26 protein-coding genes are annotated in these 25,446 nt (G+C 60.1%); 13 read left to right on the top strand and 13 right to left on the bottom strand.

What is annotated here, in order from left to right; genetic code table 11:
• Positions 1 to 18: 18 nt before the first annotated feature.
• Positions 19 to 1,443 (top strand): 6-phospho-beta-glucosidase, encoded by a 1,425-nt coding sequence (locus M2422_RS19160; protein WP_048975981.1) that lies wholly within the window; start codon positions 19 to 21, stop codon positions 1,441 to 1,443.
• Between the two features lie 108 nt (positions 1,444 to 1,551).
• Here the strand turns inward: M2422_RS19160 and hycI are convergent, their stop codons facing one another.
• The 9 genes from hycI to hycA form a co-directional block, all read right to left on the bottom strand.
• Complete coding sequence (gene hycI, locus M2422_RS19155) at positions 1,552 to 2,037, bottom strand: hydrogenase maturation peptidase HycI (RefSeq protein WP_064673529.1); 486 nt, start codon at positions 2,035 to 2,037, stop codon at positions 1,552 to 1,554.
• A complete protein-coding gene (locus tag M2422_RS19150; protein ID WP_064673528.1) occupies positions 2,030 to 2,440 on the bottom strand; it encodes a formate hydrogenlyase maturation HycH family protein in 411 nt (136 codons plus the stop codon). Before M2422_RS19150 ends, hycI begins: the two co-directional genes overlap by 8 nt.
• Positions 2,437 to 3,204, bottom strand: a complete 768-nt coding sequence (locus M2422_RS19145; RefSeq protein ID WP_033146382.1) for an NADH-quinone oxidoreductase subunit B family protein — start codon at positions 3,202 to 3,204, stop codon at positions 2,437 to 2,439. The genes M2422_RS19150 and M2422_RS19145 overlap by 4 nt, the downstream gene beginning before the upstream one ends.
• Positions 3,204 to 3,746: a formate hydrogenlyase complex iron-sulfur subunit gene (locus M2422_RS19140; RefSeq protein WP_010434471.1), complete on the bottom strand. Its 543-nt coding sequence runs from the start codon at positions 3,744 to 3,746 to the stop codon at positions 3,204 to 3,206. Before M2422_RS19140 ends, M2422_RS19145 begins: the two co-directional genes overlap by 1 nt.
• 9 nt (positions 3,747 to 3,755) lie before the next feature.
• The gene (gene hycE / locus M2422_RS19135; protein WP_047059952.1) at positions 3,756 to 5,465 is read right to left on the bottom strand and encodes a formate hydrogenlyase subunit HycE; all 1,710 of its coding nucleotides are present in this window, start codon (positions 5,463 to 5,465) and stop codon (positions 3,756 to 3,758) included.
• Between the two features lie 15 nt (positions 5,466 to 5,480).
• On the bottom strand, positions 5,481 to 6,404 hold the full coding sequence (locus M2422_RS19130; protein ID WP_259141943.1) for a respiratory chain complex I subunit 1 family protein: 924 nt from the start codon (positions 6,402 to 6,404) through the stop codon (positions 5,481 to 5,483).
• Position 6,405: 1 nt separating this feature from the next.
• Positions 6,406 to 8,220, bottom strand: coding sequence for a formate hydrogenlyase subunit 3 (gene hycC, locus M2422_RS19125; protein WP_248202791.1), 1,815 nt, complete (start codon positions 8,218 to 8,220; stop codon positions 6,406 to 6,408).
• A complete protein-coding gene (locus M2422_RS19120) occupies positions 8,217 to 8,825 on the bottom strand; it encodes a 4Fe-4S dicluster domain-containing protein (protein ID WP_023308971.1) in 609 nt (202 codons plus the stop codon). Before M2422_RS19120 ends, hycC begins: the two co-directional genes overlap by 4 nt.
• 70 nt (positions 8,826 to 8,895) lie before the next feature.
• On the bottom strand, positions 8,896 to 9,360 hold the full coding sequence (hycA, locus tag M2422_RS19115; protein WP_045404197.1) for a formate hydrogenlyase regulator HycA: 465 nt from the start codon (positions 9,358 to 9,360) through the stop codon (positions 8,896 to 8,898).
• Between the two features lie 211 nt (positions 9,361 to 9,571).
• On the opposite strand from hycA, the gene hypA reads away from it, so the two are divergent.
• From hypA to M2422_RS19065, 10 genes are all read left to right on the top strand, one after another.
• Complete coding sequence (hypA, locus tag M2422_RS19110; protein ID WP_047059961.1) at positions 9,572 to 9,922, top strand: hydrogenase maturation nickel metallochaperone HypA; 351 nt, start codon at positions 9,572 to 9,574, stop codon at positions 9,920 to 9,922.
• Positions 9,923 to 9,925: 3 nt separating this feature from the next.
• On the top strand, positions 9,926 to 10,789 hold the full coding sequence (hypB, locus tag M2422_RS19105) for a hydrogenase nickel incorporation protein HypB (protein WP_064673525.1): 864 nt from the start codon (positions 9,926 to 9,928) through the stop codon (positions 10,787 to 10,789).
• Positions 10,780 to 11,052 carry a HypC/HybG/HupF family hydrogenase formation chaperone gene (locus M2422_RS19100; protein ID WP_023308975.1) on the top strand — a complete coding sequence of 91 codons (273 nt, stop codon included), beginning with the start codon at positions 10,780 to 10,782 and terminating at the stop codon, positions 11,050 to 11,052. The genes hypB and M2422_RS19100 overlap by 10 nt, the downstream gene beginning before the upstream one ends.
• 2 nt (positions 11,053 to 11,054) lie before the next feature.
• Positions 11,055 to 12,176, top strand: coding sequence for a hydrogenase formation protein HypD (hypD, locus tag M2422_RS19095; protein WP_064673524.1), 1,122 nt, complete (start codon positions 11,055 to 11,057; stop codon positions 12,174 to 12,176).
• Positions 12,173 to 13,183, top strand: coding sequence for a hydrogenase expression/formation protein HypE (hypE, locus tag M2422_RS19090; protein ID WP_064673523.1), 1,011 nt, complete (start codon positions 12,173 to 12,175; stop codon positions 13,181 to 13,183). The genes hypD and hypE overlap by 4 nt, the downstream gene beginning before the upstream one ends.
• A 63-nt stretch (positions 13,184 to 13,246) precedes the next feature.
• The gene (flhA, locus tag M2422_RS19085; protein WP_029739538.1) at positions 13,247 to 15,319 is read left to right on the top strand and encodes a formate hydrogenlyase transcriptional activator FlhA; all 2,073 of its coding nucleotides are present in this window, start codon (positions 13,247 to 13,249) and stop codon (positions 15,317 to 15,319) included.
• A gap of 153 nt (positions 15,320 to 15,472) precedes the next feature.
• Entirely contained in the window at positions 15,473 to 16,471 is a 999-nt protein-coding gene (locus M2422_RS19080) for an ABC transporter substrate-binding protein (RefSeq protein ID WP_033146392.1), read from the top strand.
• Entirely contained in the window at positions 16,471 to 17,508 is a 1,038-nt protein-coding gene (locus M2422_RS19075) for an iron ABC transporter permease (protein ID WP_048979267.1), read from the top strand. The genes M2422_RS19080 and M2422_RS19075 overlap by 1 nt, the downstream gene beginning before the upstream one ends.
• The gene (locus M2422_RS19070; RefSeq protein ID WP_058841079.1) at positions 17,508 to 18,269 is read left to right on the top strand and encodes an ABC transporter ATP-binding protein; all 762 of its coding nucleotides are present in this window, start codon (positions 17,508 to 17,510) and stop codon (positions 18,267 to 18,269) included. Before M2422_RS19075 ends, M2422_RS19070 begins: the two co-directional genes overlap by 1 nt.
• Positions 18,270 to 18,285: 16 nt before the next feature.
• Positions 18,286 to 19,506: an MFS transporter gene (locus M2422_RS19065; protein WP_259141933.1), complete on the top strand. Its 1,221-nt coding sequence runs from the start codon at positions 18,286 to 18,288 to the stop codon at positions 19,504 to 19,506.
• 5 nt (positions 19,507 to 19,511) lie between these two features.
• Here the strand turns inward: M2422_RS19065 and M2422_RS19060 are convergent, their stop codons facing one another.
• Complete coding sequence (locus M2422_RS19060; protein ID WP_048979264.1) at positions 19,512 to 19,856, bottom strand: nitrous oxide-stimulated promoter family protein; 345 nt, start codon at positions 19,854 to 19,856, stop codon at positions 19,512 to 19,514.
• A gap of 175 nt (positions 19,857 to 20,031) precedes the next feature.
• Here M2422_RS19060 and M2422_RS19055 point away from each other — a divergent pair, with 175 nt between their 5' ends.
• Complete coding sequence (locus tag M2422_RS19055) at positions 20,032 to 20,262, top strand: SymE family type I addiction module toxin (RefSeq protein ID WP_023333217.1); 231 nt, start codon at positions 20,032 to 20,034, stop codon at positions 20,260 to 20,262.
• Positions 20,263 to 20,375: 113 nt separating this feature from the next.
• On the top strand, positions 20,376 to 22,937 hold the full coding sequence (gene mutS / locus M2422_RS19050) for a DNA mismatch repair protein MutS (RefSeq protein WP_064673521.1): 2,562 nt from the start codon (positions 20,376 to 20,378) through the stop codon (positions 22,935 to 22,937).
• Between the two features lie 139 nt (positions 22,938 to 23,076).
• Here mutS and M2422_RS19045 read toward each other — a convergent pair whose 3' ends face one another.
• The 3 genes from M2422_RS19045 to M2422_RS19035 are packed head-to-tail and all read right to left on the bottom strand — an operon-like array spanning position 23,077 to position 25,328.
• Positions 23,077 to 23,298, bottom strand: coding sequence for a non-oxidative hydroxyarylic acid decarboxylases subunit D (locus M2422_RS19045; RefSeq protein ID WP_033146398.1), 222 nt, complete (start codon positions 23,296 to 23,298; stop codon positions 23,077 to 23,079).
• A 10-nt stretch (positions 23,299 to 23,308) separates the two neighbouring features.
• A complete protein-coding gene (locus M2422_RS19040) occupies positions 23,309 to 24,736 on the bottom strand; it encodes a non-oxidative hydroxyarylic acid decarboxylases subunit C (protein ID WP_047059974.1) in 1,428 nt (475 codons plus the stop codon).
• Positions 24,726 to 25,328: a non-oxidative hydroxyarylic acid decarboxylases subunit B gene (locus M2422_RS19035; protein ID WP_008499595.1), complete on the bottom strand. Its 603-nt coding sequence runs from the start codon at positions 25,326 to 25,328 to the stop codon at positions 24,726 to 24,728. The genes M2422_RS19040 and M2422_RS19035 overlap by 11 nt, the downstream gene beginning before the upstream one ends.
• Between the last annotated feature and the right edge of the window lie 118 nt (positions 25,329 to 25,446).

The raw sequence follows: 25,446 nt of genomic DNA, 5'->3' as shown, positions 1-25,446 counted from the left end.
ATTGAAAGCGAGGTAAGAATGTCTGTTTTTCCACAAGGATTTTTATGGGGCGGCGCGCTTGCCGCCAACCAGAGTGAAGGTGCTTACCGTGAAGGCGGCAAAGGATTGACGACGGTCGATATGATCCCCCACGGCGCGAATCGCCTGGCGGTGAAGCTCGGTAAGGAAAAGCGTTTTTCGCTGCGTGACGACGAGTTCTACCCGAGCCACGAAGCGATTGATTTTTACCATCGCTATAAAGAAGACATCGCCCTGATGGCGGAGATGGGCTTTACGGTGTTCCGCACCTCCATTGCCTGGAGCCGCCTCTACCCGAACGGCGACGAACCGCTGCCGAACAAAGAGGGCATTGCCTTCTATCGCGCGGTGTTCGAGGAGTGCAAAAAGTACAACATTGAGCCGCTGGTGACGCTCTGCCACTTCGACGTGCCTATGCACCTGGTGACGGAATACGGCTCCTGGCGCAACCGTAAGATGGTCGATTTCTTTGCCCGCTACGCCCGCACCTGCTTTGAAGAATTTAACGGGCTGGTGAAATACTGGCTGACCTTCAACGAAATCAACATCATGCTGCACAGCCCGTTCTCCGGCGCGGGGCTGGTGTTTGAGGAAGGTGAAAACGAAGACCAGGTGAAATACCAGGCCGCGCACCACGAGCTGGTGGCAAGCGCGCTGGCGACCAAAATCGCCCACGAGGTGAACCCGGAAAACCAGGTGGGCTGCATGCTGGCGGGCGGAAATTTCTATCCGTACTCCTGCAAGCCGGAAGACGTGTGGATGGCGCTGGAGAAAGACCGCGAGAACCTGTTCTTTATCGACGTGCAGGCGCGCGGCAGCTACCCGGCCTACTCCGCACGCGTGTTCCGCGAGAAAGGCGTGGTGATAGTGAAAGATCCGGGCGACGACGAGCTGTTAAAAAACACCGTCGACTTTGTCTCGTTCAGCTATTACGCCTCGCGCTGCGCGTCGGCGGATATGAACGCGGGCAACACCAGCGCGGCGAACATCGTGAAGTCCCTGCGTAACCCGCATATTCAGGTGAGCGAATGGGGCTGGGGCATCGACCCGCTCGGCCTGCGCATCACCATGAACATGATGTACGACCGCTACCAGAAGCCGCTGTTCCTGGTGGAAAACGGCCTCGGGGCGAAAGACGTTATTGATGAAAACGGCGAGATCAACGACGACTACCGCATCAGCTACCTGCGCGAGCACATCCGCGCGATGGGCGACGCGATTGAGGACGGCGTGCCGCTGATGGGCTACACCACCTGGGGCTGCATCGACCTGGTGGCCGCCTCAACGGGCGAGATGAGCAAGCGCTACGGTTTTGTGTACGTTGACCGCGACGACGCCGGAAACGGCACGCTGGACAGAAAACGCAAGAAATCGTTCTGGTGGTATAAGAAGGTGATTGCGAGTAACGGGGCGGATCTCGAGTAGCCTGTCCTTACCCCTCACCCTAACCCTCTCCCCATAGGGGAGAGGGAACCGTTTGGTGCGGTTTTCACCCTCTTTACTCCGGGAATAAAGGACTGCTCGGCGCGGTTTTCACCCTCTCCCCTCTGGGGAGAGGGCCGGGGTGAGGGGTTCAAACCCTCCATCCCCAACCCACTCCGCAAGCCGTGAATAGACCCGTTCCACCGCCTCCTTCACCGGCGGCGTCATCGGGTAATAAAATCCAACGATGTCCGGCTGAATCCCCAAAAACAGCACCTCGCCCACGTCGTCTTTAATCTGATCGACCAGGTAGTTCAGCGGCATATTGTGGGTGGTCATCATAAACATCTCGGCGATGTCGTCCGGATCAATCAGGCGGATCTCGCCGGGGTTGAGCCCCATATCGGTGGCATCGACGATTAACAGCTTCTCCGGGCGCAGCTCGCGGATGGCGACCACGTCGTTTTCCGGCGCGCTGCCGCCGTCAATCACCACCCAATTGCCCTGCGGATTCGCGGCGCACATCTCTGCCAGCAGCGGGCCCGCGCCGTCGTCGCCCATCATGCTGTTGCCGACACACAGTAAAACGTCAGTCACGTAATCTCCTCACCATCAGGTAGATGGCGCTCTCCTGGTGAATATCGTGCAGCATGCCGAGCAGCGTTTTGCTCCACGACTGCTGCTCGGGGGGTTGCCTGGCGAGCGCCGCGTCAAAGGCGTTGGCGAGCATTGCAATGTGGTTGGCGTCGATGACGATCTCGCCGTACTTTGGCACGCCCTCCATTTTGCGCCGCGCCGTGCTGCCCTCCTCCAGCGTGGCGATCCACGCCAGGTACTCGGGCCACGGGCAGCTCAGCGCCGCCTCCAGGCAGTCAATCACCCCGAGGTGATGCCCAATCGCCAGGCTGTAATAGACCACCTGCTGCGCCGCGTCGGGCGTGGCATCGTTCTCATCAATAAACTTACGGCTCAGCTGGCTGAACACCACCGTTTCACTCATCGGATACGCGCCTCATCCACGATGCTGTTCAGGTTTGCCACGATCTCATTGAGACGCGGATCGTTTTCCGCCTCCAGCCAGCGCGCCACCTGATGGTCGCCCTGGCTCAGCAGGCGCAGATAATCATCGGCAATCTGGCGGCCATAGCGATAGCCCGCCAGCCTGCGCGCCGTGCGGTCAATCTTCACCCGCAGCGGCTGAACCATGTCCGGGTGCAGGATGGCCGCAGGCCGGTTGTCCAGCTCGCCCGGCTCGCGCGCGTGGATTTTCTGCTCCAGCAGGCCAAGCGCCATGGCAAAGCCGTACAGCGTCGCGGCGGGCGTCGGCGGGCAGCCCGGAATGTAGACGTCCACCGGCACGATTTTGTCGGTCCCGCCCCAGACGCAGTAGAGGTCGTGGAAGATGCCGCCGCTGTTGCCGCAGGCCCCGTACGAGATGCAGATTTTCGGGTCCGGCGCGGACTGCCAGGCGCGCAGCGCCGGCGAGCGCATGGCGCGGGTGACGGCCCCGGTAAACAGCAGGATGTCCGCATGACGCGGGGACGGCACCACTTTGATGCCGAAGCGCTCGGCGTCAAACAGCGGCGACAGCGTGGCGAAGATCTCAATCTCGCAGCCGTTGCAGCCGCCGCAGTCCACGCGGTAGACGTAGGCCGAGCGTTTGATTTTTTTCAACAGCGATGCCTTCATGCTGGCGATGGACTCCTCCACCGTCATCGGCACCGGAATGCCGTTAGCGTCGCGCGGGCCGAGTAAATTTTCCATCAGCTGGCCTCTCTCATATGGCGGGTGATATCAATGCGGTCGGACGGCAGCAGGCACTTCTGACGCTTGCACTCCGGGCAGGTTTCAAAGCTTTCGCGGTGGTGCTCCGCGCGGGCGTCACCGTTGTGCTGCAGCAGCGCGATGGCGTAGTCGATCTCTTTTTGCACGGCGAACGGGCGCCTGCAGACGCGGCAGCTGCACAGGTCAAAGCGCGACTGCTGCAGAAAATCCTCCTTCTTCCACACCGCCAGCTCGAATTCCTGCGACAGGCGAATGGCGACCGTCGGGCAGACCTCCTCGCAGCGGCCGCAGAAGATGCAGCGCCCGAGGTTAAACTGCCAGGCCAGCTCGCCGGTTTTGAGATCCGTTTCCACCGTTAAGGCGTTCGACGGACAGGCGTTGACGCAGGCCGCGCAGCCGATGCACTGCTGCGGGTTGTGCTCCGGCTTGCCGCGAAAATTTTTATCCACCGGCATCGGCTCCAGCGGATAGCGGCTGGTCTGAGTGCCGGTTTTGATTACTTTTTTGATAAAGGTAAACATGGCGAGTCCTTATTTCAGCGGCGAGTTTTTACGCTCGATGCTGTAGCGCTCAAGCTCTTTGTACGGCACCACCTGGCTTTTCTTCTTGCGCACGTCCACCACGGTCATGCGGTCGGTGCACGAGTAGCACGGGTCGAGGCTGCCGATGATCAGCGGCGCGTCGGATACGGTGTTACCGCGCAGCATATAGCGCAGGGTTGGCCAGTTGGCGTAGGTGGCCGCGCGGCAGCGCCAGCGGTAGAGCTTCTGGTTGTCGCCGGTCATGCTCCAGTGGATGTCGTCCCCGCGCGGCGCTTCGGCAAAGCCGAGGGCAAAACGGTTCGGAATGTAGGTGAAGCCTTCCACCATCAGCGGGCCGCCCGGCAGGTTATCGAGGCCGTAGTCGATCATGTTCAGGGCGGTGAACACCTCGTTGATGCGCACCTTGAGGCGCGAGATGACGTCGCAGCCCTGCTCGCTGTGCACGGTCATCGGCAGCAGGCCGTAGCCGACGAACGGGTGATCGGCACGCGTGTCGCGGGCGTGGCCGCTGGCGCGCACCATCGGGCCGACGTTGCTGAAGTCGCGGGCGATTTCCGGATCAAGACGGCCGATGCCGACGGTGCGCTGCTCGATGTTTGGCGTGCTGAGCAGCATGTCCACCAGCTCCTGCACGTCGCGGCGCATCTGCTGCGCCAGCTGGCGGGTCTGGATCATGTCGTCCTTCAGCAGGTCGCGGCGGATCCCGCCGATCAGGTTCAGGCCGTAGGTTTTACGCGCCCCGGTGAGGATCTCCGCCATCTTCATTGACGCCTCGCGCACGCGGAAGAACTGCATAAACCCGGAGTCAAAGCCGACGAAGTGGCAGGCCAGGCCGAGGTTCAGCAGGTGCGAGTGCAGACGCTCCACCTCCAGCAGAATGGCGCGGATCATCTGCGCGCGCTCCGGCACCACGATCCCCATGCCGTTCTCCACCGAGGTGGTGTAGGCAGTGCTGTGGGCGAAGCCGCAGATGCCGCACACGCGGTCAGAGAGGAACGTCACTTCGTTGTAGCCCATGCGGGTTTCCGCCAGCTTTTCCATGCCGCGGTGGACGTAGAACAGGCGGTAGTCGGCGTCGATGATGTTTTCGCCGTCGACAAACAGGCGGAAGTGGCCCGGTTCGTCTGAGGTGACGTGCAGCGGGCCGATCGGCACCACGTTGTTCTTCTTGCTGCCCAGCTCGTTGATAAACTCGTAGGTTTCGCTGTCGGTGGTCGGCGCCGGGCGCTGGCGGTAGTCCATGCTGTCTTTGCGCAGCGGATAGAGTTCGTCCGGCCAGTCGTCCGGCAGCACCAGGCGGCGCTCGTCCGGCAGGCCGACCGGCACCAGGCCGTACATGTCGCGCACTTCGCGCTCGCCCCAGACGGCGGCGGGCACGCGCGGCGTGACGGACGGGTATTCCGGCTTAGCCGGGTCGACTTCCACGCGCACGGTGAGCCAGCACTTCTCGCCCTGCTCCATCGACATCACGTAATACACCGCATAGTTGCCGCACAGCTGGCGCTCGTCGTTGCCGAACAGCACCGACAGCCAGCCGCCCTGCTGGTAGTACAGAAATTCCACCACTTCCGGCAGATAGTTCACCTTAATGGTGACGGTTACCTGGTCTTTGGTTTGCCAGGACTCCTCCAGCACCACGCCGGGGAAAGCCTGATGCAACGCGGCGAGATACTGCTGACCTTTCTTTTCTTCAGACATAAATACTCTCTTTAATCACGCCACCAGCAAGGAGACGAACGCTAAAAATGCAAAACCAAAACCGGCCCAGGTGATGCGCGACGTTTCCACAAAACGCAGGCGCGCCATGCTGTTTTCAAACAGGGCAATCACCAGCCCGCCGACCAGCAGCTTGAGGGCGGCAACCACGACGGCCAGCACCAGACCGCCTGCGGAGAAGTCCGTCATCTGCCCCCACGGGAAGAAGACGCCGACAAACATCTGCAGCACCACCAGCTGTTTGAGGCTGATGCCCCACTTCAGCACCGCGAAGCCGTAGCCGCTGTATTCGGTAAGCGGCCCTTCCTGCAGCTCCTGCTCGGCTTCCGCCAGGTCGAACGGCAGTTTGCCCATCTCAATAAACGTGGCGAACGCGCAGGCGCACAGCGCCAGCACCAGCGGGATCGAGCGCGCCACCGGCCAGTGGTAAACGGTGTGGGTGATAAAGCTGATGTGGGTGGAACCCGCCACCTGCGCGGCGACCCACAGCCCCAGCAGCAGGATCGGCTCCACCAGCACGCCGAGCATTGCCTCGCGGCTGGCACCGATGCCGGTAAACGGGCTCCCGGTGTCCAGGCCCGCAATCGCAAAGAAGAAGCGGGCGATGGCAAAGAGGTAGATAAGCGTGATCAGATCGCCAAGCACGGGCAGCGGCGACGCCACCGTCACCACCGGCAGCGCGGTGGCGATGGTCAGCATGACGCCCACCATCACAAACGGCGTCAGGCGGAAAACCCAGCCTGCGGCATCCGGCGCGACGCTCTGACGGGAGAGCAGTTTAAAGAGATCGCGGTACTCCTGGAGCACACCGGGCCCGCGACGGTTGTGCATCCGGGCGCGCGCCACGCGCGTGATGCCCGACAGCAGCGGCGCAGCGGCGAACAGCACCAGCGCCTGAAGAATTGCCAGTAACAGACTCATGTCAGGCTCCTCGTGAAATCACAATGACCACCAGCACCGCCAGCTCGATGACCGCCAGACGGCGGAACAATACGGGCGCGGCGGCGCTCTGCCAGCCGGGTACCCAGCCTACCGGGTTCAGCCAGTGGCGCAGCTTCAGCACGGCGGCGAAGTTCTCCTTCACCGGCATGGCGAAACCGTGGGCGGTGATGACCATCGACTGTTCGTGTTCGTAGCCGCAGGCCCACGCCGCACCGCGCGAGCGGGAGGCGAGCCGGTCGCGTTTGAAGAACAGCATCAGGACGAGCGGCAGCAGCGGTGCGCCAATCAGCAGCAGCGCGATCATGGGCTGAGAGACGGTGGTATTCGCCACGGTCAGCGGCAGAGGAATAGCGTTGCCCAGCAGCGGCAGCAGCCACGGCGCGGCGACGCCCCCCGCGATACAGCACAGCGCCAGCGCGACCACGCTGATGCCCATCAACAAGGGTGCGCAGCAGGCGTTTTCCGCTTCGCGGGTGCGCGGCGCGCCGAGGAAGGTCACGCCGTAGACTTTCGCCATGCACATCACCGCCAGCGCCCCGGTAATCGCCAGCCCGACCGCCAGCAGCGGGCCGAGCAGGCGTGCGATAAATGCGTCGCTCTGGCCGAGCGCGAAGAAGGACTGATAGATCACCCACTCCCCGGCAAAGCCGTTCAGCGGCGGCAGCGCGGCCATTGCCATCAGACCCACCAGCATCGCCAGCGAAATCACCGGCATCTTTTTGCCAATCCCGCCCAGCTTTTCGATATCCCGATGACCGGTGCGGAACCAGACGCTGCCCGCGCCGAGGAACAGAGTGCTTTTAAACAGGCTGTGGTTGACGAGGTGATAAAGACCGCCGATAAACCCGGCGGCAATCAGCGCCGGATGATTAAGCGCCAGCCCGGTCACGCCCGCGCCAATACCGAGAAGGATAATGCCGATATTTTCCAGAGTGTGGTACGCCAGCAGGCGCTGGATGTTGTGCTCCATCAGCGCGTACAGGCCGCCGACGAACGCGGTAATCATTCCGGCGACCAGCAGCACGACGCCCCACCACAGCGGCGGTTGTCCGCCGGTCAGCGTAATCGCCAGAATCCCGAACAGCCCCACTTTCATCACCACCACAGAAAACAGCGCGGCGGCGGGCGCGGAGGCATTCGCATGCGCCTGCGGCACCCAGCCGTGCAGCGGGATGATGCCGGCAAGCAGGCCAAAGCCGAGCACGCCCAGCAGCCAGACGTCGTTCCCCAGCGGATGCCCGTTGAGCGCAGCGAAGTCCAGCGTGCCAAAGCGTTGCCACACCAGCCAGCAGGCCAGCGCCAGCAGCAGCGTTCCGAGACGTCCCAGCGCAAACCACAGCTTGCCGGAGGTGCTGCAGCCGGTCAGGAACACGCCGCACAGCGCCATGATTTCCGCCATCACCACCAGCGCGCCGAGGTTGCTGGCGATAACGGTGCAGACCGCCGCCGCCATCAGCAGGTTAACCAGCAGGCCGTTAGCCCTGGCGTGCGGATGGCGGTGCCAGTCGATATTGAACAGGCTGATAAACAGCCCGCACAGGCCAAACGTCACCAGCCAGATGGCGTTCAGGGGCGTGATCTCCACGTTGTGGCGAATCAGCGGCATCACGGTCTCAGCGGACTGGCCGCCGAGCAGGACAACGCCGCCTGCCGCCAGCGTCATCAGGCTAGCGACCGCCCCGCCGAGCCCGGCGATCGCGCCGCTCAGGGTTTTATGGAATGAGAAAATCAGCGCCAGAACAGCGGCGGCAGCAAAACAGGCTACCGCGCTGGTAATCATCATCGCCGCGTTCATTTCGCCCCCTCGTTAAGCGCCTGTAGCAGAGAAAGGTCGCCAAAATCACTGTTGATAGTCAGCTCGCGTTTACGCTTGCTGGTACGGGCGATGTCGCGAATATTAACCAGAATCAACGCTTTAGTCGGGCAGGTGCGAACGCAGGCCGGGCCCTGCTCATCGAAGCTGCACAGGTCGCATTTCACCGCAACGGCACGGATGCCGGGCACCCAGTCCAGCAGCGTGCTTACGCGTGCCGGAGCCGGTGGCGCGGGTGGGGCTTTTGGCGAGTTGGCATTCGCAGGAATATGCAGCGGACGGCTGCCGGAAAATTCAATCGCGCCGAACGGGCAGGCAATGCCGCACAGCTTGCAGCTTACGCACAGGCTTTCGTTCAGCTGGACAGCGCCATCAACGCGGGTGATGGCATTCACAGGGCAGACACCCGCGCAGGGAGCGTCTTCACAGTGGTGGCAGAGCTGCGGGGCAGACTCTTTTTCATTACGCATGACGTGCAGGCGCGGCATGGACTGCAGCCCATGCAGGCGATGTGTTTCCGAACACGCCGCCTCACAGGTTCGACAGCCAATACAGACCGTCGAGTCGGCAATTACAAAACGGTTCACCGGGTTATCCTCTGGTGATAGTCATTTTTGACGAAAAACTGTCTTGTCGACACTTCTCGACACGCAGGAGTCAGGCCACGTTCGCTGAGGTATTTCCATCCATCAGCTGCTTCAGGTTGACCGGGAGATCGTGTTCAACGGCGGCGTAAAGGCCGTTATAGACCGGCGCGATTTTTTCCAGATAGTGCTCCAGCACCTGCTGGCGATCGCGGTTGCTGACGTGGCCGTCCACCATGCCATCGGCCATCAGCTGCGCCTTCGCAATACACTGTTTTTCGCCGTCTTTTGTCTCGAGGTGGTACTCAATGGTGTGGCTGTTGAAGTTATCCGCCAGGGTAACGTTGATGATGAAATGGCCGAACAGGACGAAGCGCATGTCGCCCTGCGCCGCACAGCTCATCGCGTGGTGAAGACGCGCTTTCGAGAGGGTTATGCCCTGAACCAGAGAGTTGCAGTAGAGGTGCCACTGGTCCTGCAGCTGCTGATGACGCTGCGCGATGTAATCCGCTTTTTCGCTGATTTCCCAAATAGTCATAGAAGGTATCCGTTTAGTGGAGATAGCGGCTGTTAAGCAGATTCCATGCCAGTTTTTATCATACTGATTTTAAATAGATTTACTTACAAAACCGCTGTCAACGCCGCGGTGTCGACGTGTCATTTCGACAGCGTTGACATCGTCACGCCTTAACAAAAATCAAGCTGGCACCGTTATTGCATTCAATGGCCCAATTCATTGAGGAGGCGTCATGCACGAAATCACCCTCTGCCAGCGGGCCCTGGAGCTTATCGAACAGCAGGCAGTGCAAAACCACGCGAAACGCGTCACCGGCGTCTGGCTGAAGGTCGGGGCGTTTTCCTGCGTCGAGCCCAGCGCCCTGCATTTCTGTTTTGAGCTGGTGTGTCGCGGCACGCTGGCGGAAGGCTGCGAACTCCATATCGAAGAGCAGCAGGCGGAGTGCTGGTGCGAGCAGTGCCAGCAGTACGTCACCCTGCTGTCATCAAAGGTTCAGCGCTGTCCGCAGTGTCAGAGCACCGGTCTTCGCATCGTGGCGGACGATGGCATGCAGATCCAACGCCTCGAAATCGAGAAGGAGTAAAGTATGTGTAGCACCTGCGGTTGCGCCGAAGGCAACCTGTATATAGAAGGGGATGAACACCGTCCCCATTCCGCGTTTCGCTCCGCGCCCTTTTCGCCAGCCCCGCGGCCAGCTGCGGCTTTAACCGGTATCACCTTCGCCCCGCAGCGCTCCGCTGCGGGCGATCTGCACTACGGCCACGGCGAAGCGGGTACCCACGCGCCGGGCATCAGCCAGCGCCAGATGCTGGAGGTGGAAATCAACGTGCTGGACAAAAATAACCAGATCGCCGCCCGCAACCGCGCGCGCTTTGCCGCCCGCAAACAGCTGGTGCTGAACCTGGTCTCCAGCCCCGGCTCCGGCAAAACCACGCTGTTAACGGAAACGCTCAAACGCCTGAACGGGCACGTCTCCTGCGCGGTGATTGAAGGCGACCAGCAAACCGTTAACGACGCGGCGCGCATTCGTGAAACCGGCACCCCGGCGATTCAGGTCAATACCGGCAAAGGCTGCCACCTGGATGCGCAGATGATTGCCGACGCCGCCCCGCGTCTGCCGCTGGCGGATAACGGCATTCTGTTTATTGAAAACGTCGGCAACCTGGTCTGCCCGGCGAGCTTCGATCTGGGCGAACGCCACAAGGTGGCGGTGCTTTCGGTGACCGAAGGCGAAGACAAGCCGCTGAAGTACCCGCATATGTTTGCCGCCGCCTCCATCATGCTGCTGAACAAGGTCGACCTGCTGCCGTACCTGAACTTCGACGTGGATAAGTGCCTGTCCTATGCCCGGGAAGTGAATCCGGAGATTGAGATCCTGCTGGTCTCCGCCACGCGCGGCGACGGCATGGACGCCTGGCTGAACTGGCTGGAGAACGAACGATGTGCATAGGCGTACCGGGACAAATCCATTCCATTGACGGGAACCAGGCCAAAGTGGAGGTCTGCGGCATCCTGCGCGACGTGGACCTGACGCTGGTGGGGAGCAGCGATGAAACGGGCGCATCGCGTCTCGGCCAGTGGGTGCTCGTCCACGTGGGGTTTGCCATGAGCGTGATTAACGAAGCGGAAGCCCGCGACACGCTGGATGCCCTGCAAAACATGTTCGACGTGGAGCCTGACGTGGGCGCGCTGCTGTACGGCGAGGAGCGTTAGCCATGCGTTACGTTGATGAATACCGCGCGCCCGAGCAGGTGCTGCAGCTTATCGGGCACCTGAAAACGCGCGCGGCGCTGCTGGACTACACCAAAGAGAGACCGCTGCGGATCATGGAGGTGTGTGGCGGACATACGCACGCCATCTTCAAATTTGGCCTCGACCAGCTGCTGCCGGAGAACATCGAGTTTATCCACGGCCCCGGCTGCCCGGTGTGCGTGCTGCCGATGGGGCGCATCGACAGCTGTATTGAAATTGCCAGCCAGCCCGACGTCATTTTCTGCACCTTTGGCGACGCGATGCGCGTGCCGGGGAAAAACGGCTCGCTGCTGCAGGCGAAAGCGCGCGGGGCCGACGTCCGGATCGTCTATTCGCCGATGGATGCCCTGACGCTGGCGGAGGACAACCCCGCGCGCAAGGTGGTGTTTTTTGGCCTGGGGTTTGAAACCACCATGCCCGCCACCGCCATTACGCTGCTGCAGGCGAAAGCGCGCGGCGTCGGGAATTTTTTCTTCTTCTGCCAGCACATTACGCTCATTCCCACGCTGCGCAGCCTGCTGGAAGAGCCGGGAAACGGCATTGACGCCTTTCTGGCACCGGGGCATGTCAGCATGGTAATTGGCACAGACGCCTACGGTTTTATCGCTGAACAGTACAATCGTCCGTTAGTGGTCGCTGGTTTCGAACCACTTGATCTACTGCAAGGTGTCACCATGCTGGTTGAGCAGAAAATAGCGGCCCTGAGTACCGTGGAAAACCAGTACCGCCGCGTGGTACCGGATGCGGGAAATGAGCGGGCGCAGCAGGCGATAGCCGATGTGTTCAGCGTTGAGGGCGACAGCGAATGGCGTGGTCTGGGGCTGATTGCCGAATCCGGCGTGCGCCTGACGCCGGCCTATCGCGCGTTCGACGCCGAAGCGCATTTCCGCCCGCAGCCGCAGCAGGTTTGCGACGATCCCCGGGCCCGCTGCGGCGACGTGCTCACCGGTAAATGCAAACCGCATCAATGCCCGTTATTTGGCAATACCTGTAACCCGCAAACGGCGTTTGGCGCGCTGATGGTCTCCTCCGAAGGGGCGTGTGCCGCGTGGTATCAGTATCGCAACCAGGAGAGTGAAGCATGAATACGGTTGAAATGGCGCACGGCAGCGGCGGACAGGCGATGCAGCAGCTGATTAACCGGCTGTTTATGGAAGCCTTCAACAACCCCTGGCTCGCCGAACAGGAAGACCAGGCGCGCATTGACCTCGCGACCCTCACCTCGCAGGGCGACAGGCTGGCGTTCTCCACCGACAGCTACGTGATTGACCCGCTGTTCTTCCCCGGCGGCGATATCGGCAAGCTCGCCGTCTGCGGCACGGCCAACGACGTGGCGGTCAGCGGCGCCATTCCGCGCTACCTCTCCTGCGGATTTATCCTCGAAGAGGGGTTACCGATGGAGACGCTCACGGCAGTGGTCAACAGCATGGCGCAGACCGCGCGCGAGGCGGGGATAGCTATCGTCACCGGCGATACCAAAGTGGTGCAGCGCGGCGCGGCCGACAAGCTGTTTATCAACACCGCCGGCATGGGGGCGATCCCCGCCGATATTCACTGGGCGGCGCAGCAGCTTAGCGTGGGCGACGTGCTGATCGTGACCGGAACGCTGGGCTGCCACGGGGCGACCATCCTAAACCTGCGCGAAGGTCTGGGGCTGGACGGGGAACTGCGCAGCGACTGCGCGGTGCTCACCCCGCTGATCCAGACGCTGAGGGGTATTCCCGGCGTGAAAGCCCTGCGGGACGCGACGCGAGGCGGCGTGAACGCCGTGGTCCACGAATTTGCAGCAAGCTGCGGGTACGGGATTGAACTCACCGAGCGCAGCCTGCCCGTTAAGCCTGCCGTTCGCGGCCTTTGCGAACTGCTGGGCCTTGACCCGCTCAACTTTGCCAACGAAGGCAAACTGGTGATTGGCGTTGAACGCGCGTCAGCGGAAGCCGTTCTTGAACAGCTGCGGGCTCATCCGTCAGGAAAAGAGGCGGCGATGATTGGTGAAGTGGTTGAGCGCAAAGGGGTGCGCCTGGCCGGGCTGTATGGCGTGAAGCGGACGCTGGATCTGCCGCACGCGGAACCCTTACCCCGAATTTGCTAGAACCGCGCCAAAAGCGGTCAGCACTGAATGTCTCTTTTTTGCCAGTTTCTATTGGAAAGCAATATGCCGTATACACCGATGAGCGATCTTGGACAGCAGGGCCTGTTTGACATCACGCGCACACTTTTACAGCAGCCCGATCTCGGCGCGCTGAGCGATGCCCTGACGCGGCTGGTCAGGCAATCGGCGCTGGCGGACAGCGCCGCGATTGTGCTCTGGCATAGCGGAACGCAGCGCGCGAGCTACTACTCGACGCGTGATAATGGCAAAACGTTTGAATACGAAGACGAAACGTATCTGGCGCATGGCCCGGTGCGCCGCATACTCTCCCGGCCAGAAGTGCTGCACTGCAACTTTGCGGAGTTCCGCCAGGCGTGGCCGAAGCTGGCGGAGAGCGACCTTTATCAGCCTTTCGGGCATTACTGCATGCTGCCGCTGGCGGCTGAGGGCCAGATTTTTGGCGGCTGCGAGTTTATCCGCACGACCGACCAGCCCTGGAGCGAGGCGGAATACGAGCGCCTGCACACCTTTACCCAGATTGTGGCCGTCGTCGCGGAGCAGATCCAAAGCCGCGTCACCAATAACGTCGATTACGACCTGCTGAGCCGCGAGCGCGACAACTTCCGTATTCTGGTCGCCATCACCAACGCCGTGCTCTCCCGCCTGGACATGGACGAGCTGGTCAGCGAAGTTTCGAAAGAGATCCACCACTATTTCAAAATCGACGCTATCAGCATTGCGCTGCGCGGCCATCGCAAGGGCAAGCTGAACATCTACTCCACGCATTATCTCGATGAAGCCAACCCGGCGCACGAGCAGAGCGAGGTGGACGAAGCGGGCACCCTTTCCGAGCGGGTCTTCAAAAGCAAAGAGATCCTCCTGCTCAACCTGAACGAGCAGGACCCGGTCGCGCCGTACGAGCGGATGCTGTTTAACACCTGGGGCAATAAAATTCAGACCCTGTGTCTGCTGCCGCTGATGTCCGGCAACACCATGCTGGGCGTGCTAAAGCTGGCGCAGTGCGAGGAGGGCGTGTTTACCACCGCCAACCTGAAGCTGCTGCGCCAGATTGCCGAGCGTATTTCCATCGCGCTGGATAACGCCCTCGCCTATCAGGAAATTCATCGCCTGAAAGAGCGGCTGGTGGATGAGAACCTGGCCCTGACCGAACAGCTCAACAACGTGGACAGCGAGTTTGGTGAAATCATCGGGCGCAGCGACGCCATGTACAGCGTGCTTAAGCAGGTTGAGATGGTGGCGCAAAGCGACAGTACGGTGCTGATTCTGGGCGAAACCGGCACGGGCAAAGAGCTGATAGCCCGCGCAATCCACAACCTGAGCAACCGCAACAGCCGACGGATGGTGAAGATGAACTGCGCCGCGATGCCTGCGGGACTGCTGGAAAGCGATCTGTTCGGCCACGAGCGCGGAGCATTCACCGGGGCCAGCAGCCAGCGGCTGGGCCGTTTTGAGCTGGCCGACAAAAGCTCGCTGTTCCTCGACGAAGTGGGCGATATGCCGCTGGAGCTACAGCCGAAACTGCTGCGCGTCCTGCAGGAGCAGGAGTTTGAGCGCCTGGGCAGCAACAAGCTTATCCAGACCGACGTGCGGCTGATTGCCGCCACCAACCGTGACCTGAAAAAAATGGTCGCCGACCGCGAGTTTCGCAGCGATCTTTACTATCGTCTGAACGTCTTCCCGATCTTCCTGCCGCCGCTGCGCGAGCGCCCGGAAGATATCCCCCTGCTGGTCAAAGCCTTTACCGCGAAGATCGCACGCCGGATGGGGCGCAACATCGACAGTATTCCTGCCGAGACGTTGCGCACTCTTTCATCGATGGAATGGCCCGGCAACGTGCGCGAGCTGGAAAACGTCATCGAACGCGCGGTGCTGCTGACGCGCGGTAACGTGCTGCAACTCTCCCTGCCTGAGGTTACGCTTCCTGACGTGACCGCGCCCGCCGCCGAGACCGCAAAAGAGGGAGAAGATGAATATCAGCTCATTATGCGCGTGCTGAAAGAGACCAACGGCGTGGTCGCAGGGCCAAAAGGTGCCGCCCAGCGTCTGGGGTTAAAACGCACCACCCTGCTGTCACGCATGAAGCGTCTCGGGATTGATAAAGAGAGCCTCATTTAAGACCTTATTCCGGCGGTGTTTTTCTGACACCGCCTTTTGTTCCCCTGCGTAATTGTCCCTCATTGACACAAAATCGTTTCCTCTGTATAAAATTCCGCCTTAATAATGAGTTTCATTTGCATCAATAATAATTTTAATGAAGGGTAGCGTTTCATGAAAAAGGTCATCTGCGCGTTAGGCCTGGCGATTGCGTCGGTCGGTTCTGCTCTGGCAACCACCTATCCCCTGACGATTGAAAACTGTGGCTACAAAGAGACGTTCACCAAAGCGCCGGAACGCGTCGTGGCCCTGGGCCAGAACACCGTCGAAATTTTGCTCCTGCTGGGCCTGGAAGATAAGGTGAAGGCCAGCGCCTTCTGGCCGACCAAAGTGCTGCCGCAGCTGGCGGAACAGAACGCAAAAATCAAAACCCTGACGGTCGAAATCCCGACCCTTGAATCCGTTCTTGCGCAAAATCCTGACTTTGTCCCGGCGCAGTCCCCGCTGCTGCTGGGGCCTGAAAGTAAGGTCGCAAAACGCGAAGACCTGATGACCCTGGGCGTGAACAGCTACGTGTCGCCGGGCATGTGCGCGACCAAAAAAGCCACCGGCGATATGTACGGCAGCCGCCAGAAGCTGTGGGATATGACGTATCTCTATAAAGAGATTGAGGATTTCGCCAAAATCTTTAACGTTGAAGACCGCGGTCAGGCCGTTATTGCCGATTTCAAAAACCGCGAGGCCGACCTGCGTAAGGAATTCGGCAAGAGTAAAAAAGACCTTTCGTTTGTCTTCTGGTTCTCCAGTTCGTCCCCTTCTGCTGACGCCTACGTCGGCGGTAAAAATAGCCCCTCAGGGTTTATCGCCAGCCTGATGGGCGGCCATAACGCCATTACGTCCGAGACCGAATGGCCAACCGTAGGCTGGGAAAGCATTATTGCCGCCAATCCGGATGTCATTGTGGTGTCCAGCCTGGACCGCAACCGCTGGGCGCTGGATAACGCGGAAGAAAAAATCAAATTCCTGAAGAGCGATCCGGCGGTCAGCCAGCTGGACGCGGTTAAAAAAGGCCATATCGTGGTGATGGACGGCCAGGCGATGAACCCGACGATCCGCACGATTTACGGGGCTGAGCAGGTCGGCGAACAGCTCAGAAAGCTGGGGCTGAACTGATGACAACCGCCGTTCTTCAGGCCCGGCAGAGCCTGGTTCTGACGACCTCGGGTTTGCTCGCCCTGGTACTGTTATTTCTGACGATCGCGCTGAGCGTCAGCGTCGGCGAGCTGTCCATCCCGCTGGATAAGGTGTTTTACGCCATCAGCAATAAAATGGGGCTCACCGAGGTTCCGCTCACCCGCATCTATGAGAGCGTGATCTGGGACTTTCGTCTGAGCCGCGCGCTGGTGGCGGCCTGCTGCGGCGCGGGGCTGGCCATCTGCGGTGCCGTATTGCAGAGCCTGCTGAAGAACGCGCTGGCGGAACCTTACGTGCTTGGCGTGTCGGCAGGTGCCTCAACCGGGGCGGTGTCGGTCGTCGTTTTGGGGATTGGCACCGGTGCGGTGTCGCTCTCTGCGGGCGCGTTTGCCGGGGCGTTCGCCGCCTTTGCGTTTGTCGCGTTTCTGACGAACGGCGCGCGCGGGGGAAATGAACGTACCATTCTGGCTGGCGTTGCCGCCTCACAGCTGTTCAACGCCATTACTGCCTACACCATCAGCACCTCCGCCAGCGCCCAGCAGGCGCGCGACGTGATGTTCTGGCTGCTGGGCAGCTTCAGCGGCGTTCGCTGGCCTGAATTCCAGCTGGCGCTGGTGGTGGTGCTGACTGGATTAGCCGTTTGCCTCTACTATTCCCGGGCGCTGGATGCCTTCACGTTCGGTGATGACGCCGCCGCCTCTTTAGGTATTGCCGTCCCGTGGGTGCGCCTGACGCTCTTTACCACTACCGCGCTGATTACCGCGACGATTGTCAGCATGGCGGGCTCAATCGGCTTTGTCGGGCTGGTGGTCCCGCACGTGATGCGTTTCCTGTTCGGGCCGCTGCACCGCACGCTGCTGATTGCCAGCGCGCTGGCAGGGGCGATCCTGATGGTGCTGGCAGACATTGCCTCGCGCATGCTGATTGCGCCGCAAAGCCTGCCCGTCGGCGTAGTCACCGCGCTGGTTGGCGTGCCTTTCTTTGCCGTGATTATCTACCGTTCAAGGAATAAGTGATGAGTATTTGCGCTGAAAATATTACCTGGAAGGTCGGCAAAAAGGTCATCGTTAACAACGTCTCGCTGAAGGTGTCACGGGGCGAAACGGTAGGGCTGCTTGGCCCTAACGGCTGCGGTAAATCGTCTCTTTTACGGATCCTCGCGGGGCTTCGTCGCCCGGATGCTGGCTGCGTTACCCTGGACGGGCAGGACATCTCCCGCATCGCCAAAAAGCAGCTGGCGCGCCGGGTCGCCTTCGTCGAGCAGCACGGCATGACGGACGCCAACATGCGCGTGCGCGACGTGGTGAAACTCGGGCGTATTCCGCACCACTCCGCTTTTTCCAACTGGAGCAACCACGATGACGAAACCGTCACCGCCGCCCTGCAGCGCGTGGATATGCTGGATAAAAGCGATCAGGGCTGGCTGAGCCTCTCCGGCGGAGAGCGCCAGCGGGTGCATATTGCCCGCGCGCTGGCTCAGACCCCAACGGAAATCCTGCTGGACGAGCCGACCAACCACCTCGACATTCATCATCAGATGCAGCTGATGCAGTTGATCAGCGAATTACCGGTCACCAGCATTGTCGCTATCCACGATCTCAACCACGCCTCGATGTTCTGCGACTCGCTGATTGTGATGCAGAAAGGGCAAATTGTGGCGACGGGGACACCGCAGGACATCTTATCCGAGTCTTTGCTGTGGGATGTCTTCCGGGTCAAAACCAAAATTGAGATCTCGCCGTTCCATGGCAAAAAGCACATCCACTTTATCGTTTAGGGGCGAGTGAACGACGATGCCCCTTCGCCCTGCCGCCGCGCTCTGGCCGCCCGTCTTACTGGGTAGCCAGTTTGTTTTCAACATTGGCTTTTACGCCGTCGTTCCCTTCCTGGCGATATTCCTGCGCGACGACATGCTGCTCTCCGGCGGACTGATCGGGCTGATCCTGGGCCTGCGTACCTTCTCGCAACAGGGGATGTTTATCGTTGGCGGTGCGCTATCGGATCGGTTTGGCGCGAAAGTGATTATCCTGAGCGGCTGTATTGTTCGTGTTTCAGGCTATCTGCTGCTGGCCTTCGGGGAATCCCTGTGGCCGATTATTCTGGGCGCGTGTCTGACGGGCGTTGGCGGCGCATTATTCTCCCCCTCGATTGAGGCACTGCTGGCAAAAGCAGGCACTCACAGCGAGGCAAAAGGCAAACGAAGCCGCGCGGAGTGGTTTGCGCTCTTTGCCGTCTGCGGAGAGCTCGGCGCGGTACTGGGCCCGGTTGCTGGCGCCCTGCTCACCGGCCTCGGCTTTCGTCAGGTGGCGCTGGCGGGAGCTGGCGTCTTTATCATTGCGCTAGCGGTGCTCTTCTTTTGTCTGCCTGCTGCTGGCCACCGTTCACAGACGCTGAAAATACAGCCCTGGTGGACAACGTTCCGTCAGCCGCGCTTTGTCGCCTTTATCATTGCCTACAGTTCATGGCTGTTAAGCTATAACCAGCTTTATCTGGCGCTGCCGGTGGAAATCCAGCGTTCTGGCGGTAACGAGAAAGATCTCGGCCCGCTTTTTATGCTGGCCTCCGTTCTGATCATCACCTTACAGCTGCCGCTGGCCCGCTTCGCCCGTCGCGTGGGCGCGGTGAGAATTCTGCCGGTGGGATTTTTGCTGCTGTCAGCCGCCTTTGCGAGCGTGGCGACGTTTGCCCCGATGACGCCGCCGGAAGGCTGGCTGCGCTTACTGCCTTCTGTCTGTTTTGTGACGCTGTTGACGCTGGGGCAAATGCTGCTGGTGCCATCGGCTAAAGATCTGATCCCTCGGTTTGCGGAGGAATCCACGCTTGGCGCGCACTACGGCGCACTCGCCACCGCCGGAGGCATAGCGGTACTGGCGGGAAACCTGGTGTTTGGCAGCCTGCTGGACCGCGCGCTGGTGCCCTCTACGCAGGCGATGTATCCCTGGCTGCTGCTGGCCCTCTTCCCGCTCTGCAGCGCGCTGGCCCTGAAGGTGATTTGCCGTCCGCTGAGACGCTGAACCGATCACTTTTTCGGACGGTACTTCTCCGGCAGTTCCGGCACGGGACGGCGGTCATCCATCAGATGGCGAACGGTAAGAATAGGATGACGCCATAACATACGCGGGCCTGCCCAGCGCATAACCTGCTTCATCTCTTCACGTCTGGCAGGCTGGTAGCAGTGTACGGGGCACTGCTTGCAGGCCGGCTTTTCCTCACCGAAAACGCATTTATCCAGGCGCTTATCGGCATACGCGTTGAGCGCCTGATAATACCCTTCCTCCTGAGAGGCCTGCGGGCACTGCTTTTCATACAACGCGATCATTTTCGCGATGGTCTCTTTTTCTCGTGAGATGCGTTTACCGGACATAGCGGATTACCGAATAATAAAGTGCATCAATAATACACCTTTCAACGCTGGATTTCAGCGGTTGCATTTCGTTTCCTGAAGGCTGATTCCAGTTTTAGTCCTGCACCGGCGAACAATCACTGGTATTTTATACAGGCATCAGAAATGACCTTTGTCCGTGTTGTCTGGAGACCCTATGCAAGAGCTCACGATCGGCAAACCCTATCGCCATTTGAAAGTGGGATATTTTAGAAAGCGCCATGAAGACCGCAATACCAAGATACCGAAGCGCTACAGCGTGCATGCGGCGCTGAGCTTGAAAGGTGACTGGCTTGAAAAGGCGGGGTTTACGACCCATTCCCGAGTCAGGGTGGGCGTGGAGCATGGAAAAATTGTCATCGAATTAATGGCGGAAGATGCCTCGTAAAGCCACGACATTTTTCTGCGCCGGACCTTTTTTTCATGCGACAATAGAAGGAACAAACGGCCATTGAGCCCATCAAAACGGTTTATTTTCAAAGAAATGGACATCATAACTCCATGAGCACAATCGACAATTTCGACGCACATACGCCGATGATGCAGCAGTATCTGAAGCTGAAAGCACAGCATCCGGAAATCCTGCTGTTTTACCGTATGGGCGATTTTTACGAGCTGTTTTATGACGATGCTAAGCGTGCATCGCAGCTGCTCGAGATCTCGCTGACCAAACGTGGCGCATCGGCAGGCGAGCCCATTCCTATGGCAGGTATCCCGCACCACGCGGTAGAAAACTACCTGGCGAAGCTGGTGAATCAGGGCGAGTCCGTTGCCATCTGCGAACAGATCGGCGATCCGGCGACCTCAAAAGGCCCGGTGGAACGCAAAGTCGTGCGCATCGTTACGCCCGGCACCATCAGTGATGAAGCCCTGTTGCAGGAGCGCCAGGATAACCTGCTGGCAGCGCTGTGGCAGGACGGTAAAGGGTTTGGCTACGCGACGCTGGATATTAGCTCCGGACGTTTTCGTCTGAGTGAACCGGCTGACCGTGAAACGATGGCCGCCGAACTGCAGCGCACCAACCCGGCAGAATTGCTCTATGCCGAAGATTTCGCCGAAATGGCGCTGATTGAAGGTCGTCGCGGGTTGCGCCGTCGTCCGCTGTGGGAATTCGAAATTGATACCGCGCGCCAGCAGCTGAATCTGCAGTTTGGCACCCGCGATCTGATTGGCTTTGGCGTTGAAAACGCCCCGCGCGGGCTATGTGCGGCCGGTTGTCTCCTGCAGTACGTGAAAGATACCCAGCGCACCGCCCTGCCGCATATCCGCTCTATCACCATGGAGCGCCAGCAGGACAGCATCATCATGGATGCCGCCACGCGCCGTAACCTGGAGATCACGCAGAACCTGGCGGGTGGCGTAGAAAATACGCTCGCGTCGGTCCTCGACAGTACGGTAACGCCAATGGGCAGCCGCATGCTGAAACGCTGGCTGCATATGCCGATCCGCGATACCGAGACGCTGGTTTGCCGTCAGCAGACGATTGCCGCGCTGCAGGATCGCTATACCGAACTGCAGCCGGTTCTGCGCCAGGTGGGCGATCTGGAGCGTATCCTTGCGCGTCTGGCACTTCGAACAGCACGACCACGCGATCTCGCGCGGATGCGTCATGCTTTCCAGCAGCTGCCGGAACTGCGCGCGCAGCTGAGTGACGTTGACAGCGCGCCGGTACAGAAACTCCGCGAAACCATGGGCGAATTTACCGAGCTTCGCGAAATGCTGGAGCGCGCTATTATCGATGCGCCTCCGGTTCTGGTGCGTGATGGCGGCGTGATTGCCCCGGGCTACAACGAGGAGCTGGACGAATGGCGCGCACTGGCCGACGGTGCGACGGACTACCTCGATAAGCTGGAAATCCGCGAGCGCGAACGTCTTGGGCTCGACACCCTGAAAGTGGGGTATAACGCGGTACACGGTTACTACATTCAGATTAGCCGCGGTCAGAGCCACCTGGCGCCGATCCACTACGTGCGTCGCCAGACATTGAAAAACGCCGAACGCTACATCATTCCTGAACTGAAAGAGTACGAAGACAAAGTCCTCACCTCGAAAGGCAAGGCGCTGGCCCTGGAAAAACAGCTGTATGACGAGCTGTTCGACATGCTAATGCCGCACCTGGGCGACCTGCAGCAGAGCGCCAGCGCGCTGGCGGAGCTGGACGTGCTGGTCAATCTGGCAGAACGCGCTGAAACGCTGAACTACACCTGCCCAACCTTTACCGACAAGCCCGGCATTCGCATAACCGAAGGCCGTCACCCGGTGGTAGAACAGGTGCTCAACGAACCGTTCATCGCCAACCCGCTGAGCCTGTCACCGCAGAGAAGAATGTTGATCATTACTGGTCCGAACATGGGCGGTAAGAGTACCTATATGCGTCAGACGGCGCTGATTGCGCTCCTCGCGTATATCGGCAGCTACGTCCCGGCGCAAAATGTGGAGATTGGTCCCATCGACCGTATCTTTACCCGCGTCGGGGCAGCGGACGATCTGGCGAGCGGTCGCTCAACCTTCATGGTCGAGATGACCGAAACGGCAAACATTCTGCATAACGCGACGGAGCACAGCCTGGTGCTGATGGACGAGGTCGGGCGCGGAACGTCAACCTATGACGGTCTGTCGCTGGCATGGGCCTGTGCGGAAAGCCTTGCGAATAAAATCAAGGCCATGACGCTGTTTGCCACCCACTATTTCGAACTGACGCAGCTGCCGGAGAAAATGGAAGGGGTTGCGAACGTTCATCTGGATGCGCTGGAGCACGGCGATACCATTGCCTTCATGCACACGGTGCAGGATGGCGCGGCGAGCAAGAGCTATGGCCTGGCCGTCGCGGCGCTGGCAGGTGTGCCGAAAGAGGTGATCAAGCGCGCGCGTCAGAAACTGCGTGAACTGGAAAGCCTGTCACCGAATGCTGCGGCGACGCAGATTGATGGTACGCAGATGTCGCTGTTGGTGCCTGCGGAAGAGACGTCGCCTGCGGTGGAAGCGCTGGAAAACCTCGACCCGGATTCACTGACGCCGCGTCAGGCGCTGGAGTGGATTTACAGGTTGAAGAGTCTGGTTTAGTTTTCTGCGGTCTGTTTTGTCGGGTGGCGGCTTCGCCTTACCCGACCTACAAAACCGTAGGCCCGGTAAGCGCAGCGCCACCGGGCAAAAGACCGCACGATGTTATCGCCCGGCAAGCGCAGCGCCACCGGGCTTTTTTTTACAGCAGCGGCGGGATCGTCGGCACCTGCGGCGCCTCGTCAATATCCTTCTGCGTCATGCGGAACGCTTCCGGGTAATGCTCGCGGCTGGTACGGCGCAGCGGTTCAGTATTACGCCAGGTATACAAACAATGCTGGCACTGGTAAACGGTCCAGACCCCTTTTACCGGCGACGTCGCCATCACTTCAATATGCTCATCGGCACAACGTGGACAAATCATCTTTTCCTCCTTATTGACGTGCTGCCAGCATCGCGGTCAGTTTTTCAGCCCAGGCTTTGGTTTCAGGCAGATCCTGTACCGGCTGGCTGTAGTGACCCCGGGTGTCCGGCGCGACAGGCGTGGTGGCATCGATAATCAGTTTGTCGGTAATGCCCGCCGGGCTGGAGCCAGGATCGAGTTCAAGGACCGACATGTTCGGCAGTTGCACCAGATCCCCTGCCGGGTTCACTTTCGACGACAGCGCCCACATCACCTGCGGGAGGTTGAACGGATCGACATCCTCATCCACCATAATTACCATCTTCACGTAGCCCAGACCGTGCGGCGTGGTCATGGCGCGTAAACCCACCGCGCGGGCAAAACCGCCGTAGCGTTTTTTGGTGGAGATAATCGCCAGCAGACCATGGGTGTACATCGCGTTCACCGCCTGCACTTCCGGGAATTCCGCTTTCAGCTGCTGGTAGAGCGGCACGCAGGTGGCCGGTCCCATCAGATAGTCAATCTCGGTCCACGGCATGCCGAGGTAAAGGGATTCGAAAATCGGCCTGGTGCGGTAAGAGACTTTGTCGATACGGACCACCGTCATGTTACGGCCACCGGAATAGTGCCCGGTAAACTCGCCGAATGGCCCCTCGATTTCACGCTTGCGGCCTTCAATCACCCCTTCCAGGATCACTTCAGACCCCCACGGCACATCGAAGCCGGTCAGCGGCGCGGTGGCAATCGGGTACGGGCTTTCACGCAGCGCGCCGGCCATTTCATACTCGGACTGATCGTATTTCAGCGGCGTGGCGCCCATCAGGGTGATGATCGGGTCGTTGCCCAGCGTAATCGCAATCGGCAGGTCTTTACCGCGCTCTTCCGCCTTGTGCAGATGCAGGGCGATATCGTGCATCGGAACAGGCTGCAGGCCGAGCTTGCGCTTGCCCTTCACTTCCATACGGTAGATCCCGACGTTCTGCTTGCCGAAGTTGTCCGGGTCGAGCGGATCGCGCGAGACAACGCACGCTTTATCGAGATAAAAACCGCCGTCACCGTCGTTCAGGCGAAACAGCGGCAGGATATCGAACAGGTTAATGTCTTCACCGTCCACCGTATTCTGCGCCCAGGCCGGGTTGGCGCGACGCTCCGGCGTGACGGGGAATTTATCCCAGCGGCGGATAAACTCGTCGATCTGTTTTTTTACCGGAGTGTTCGCAGGGAGCCCCATCGAAATGGCGTGGTTCTGCCAGGAGCCGATGGTGTTCATCACCACGCGGGCATCGGTAAAGCCACGAATGTTGTCGAACCACAGCGCGGGCGCGCCGTCACCAATGCGGCCGGTCGCGTTGGCTGCCGCCGCCAGATCGGGCTCGGCGTTAACCTCTTCCTCAATTTTCAGCAGCTGCCCTTGCTCATCGAGCGCCTGCAGGAAGCTTCTCAAATCATCAAATGCCATCTTTATTCTCCTGTGAAAAATGTTTCGCCTCCCGCAGCCCGTTCCAGCGGCGCGCCTTTTTATGCTCCAGCCCGAACTGATCGAGCACGCGGGTCACGATGTGCTGGGTAATGTCATCTGCGGTTTGTGGGTGGTTGTAATACGCAGGCATGGGCGGCACCATCGCCACGCCCATGCGGGAAAGTGCGAGCATGTTCTCAAGATGAATGGTGCTGAGCGGTGTTTCACGCGGAACCAGCACCAGCTTGCGCCCCTCTTTCAGCACCACGTCAGCCGCGCGTCCCACCAGCCCTTCGGCGTAGCCCGCGCGGATCCCCGCGAGCGTTTTCATGCTGCAGGGAATGACGATCATGCCGTCGGTACGAAACGAGCCAGAGGAGATGGTGGCGGCCTGGTCAGCCGGACTGTGGACAACGTCAGCCAGGGCAGCAACGTCCTGCGCGGTGTAGGGCGTTTCCAGCTCAATGGTGGTTTTTGCCCACTTAGACATCACCAGATGCGTCTCCACCTCCGGCATTTCCCGCAGCGCCTGCAGCAGCGCCACGCCCAGCGGTGCACCCGTTGCCCCCGTCATTCCCACTATCAATCTCATTCATCACCTCAATATTTTGTTCGTGTACGAACATTATAAATAAGCTACTCCAGGATCGTTTACCTGACAAGATCGTTCGCATACGATCACACGAATGGCTAAAAGATGCCGCGTTAAA

It is taken from the genome of Enterobacter sp. SLBN-59 (assembly GCF_024807915.1).
Classification (GTDB): Bacteria; Pseudomonadota; Gammaproteobacteria; order Enterobacterales; family Enterobacteriaceae; genus Enterobacter; species Enterobacter asburiae_B.
The sequence above is the reverse complement of the archived record's forward strand: the minus strand, read 5'-3'. Positions and strand labels throughout refer to the sequence as shown.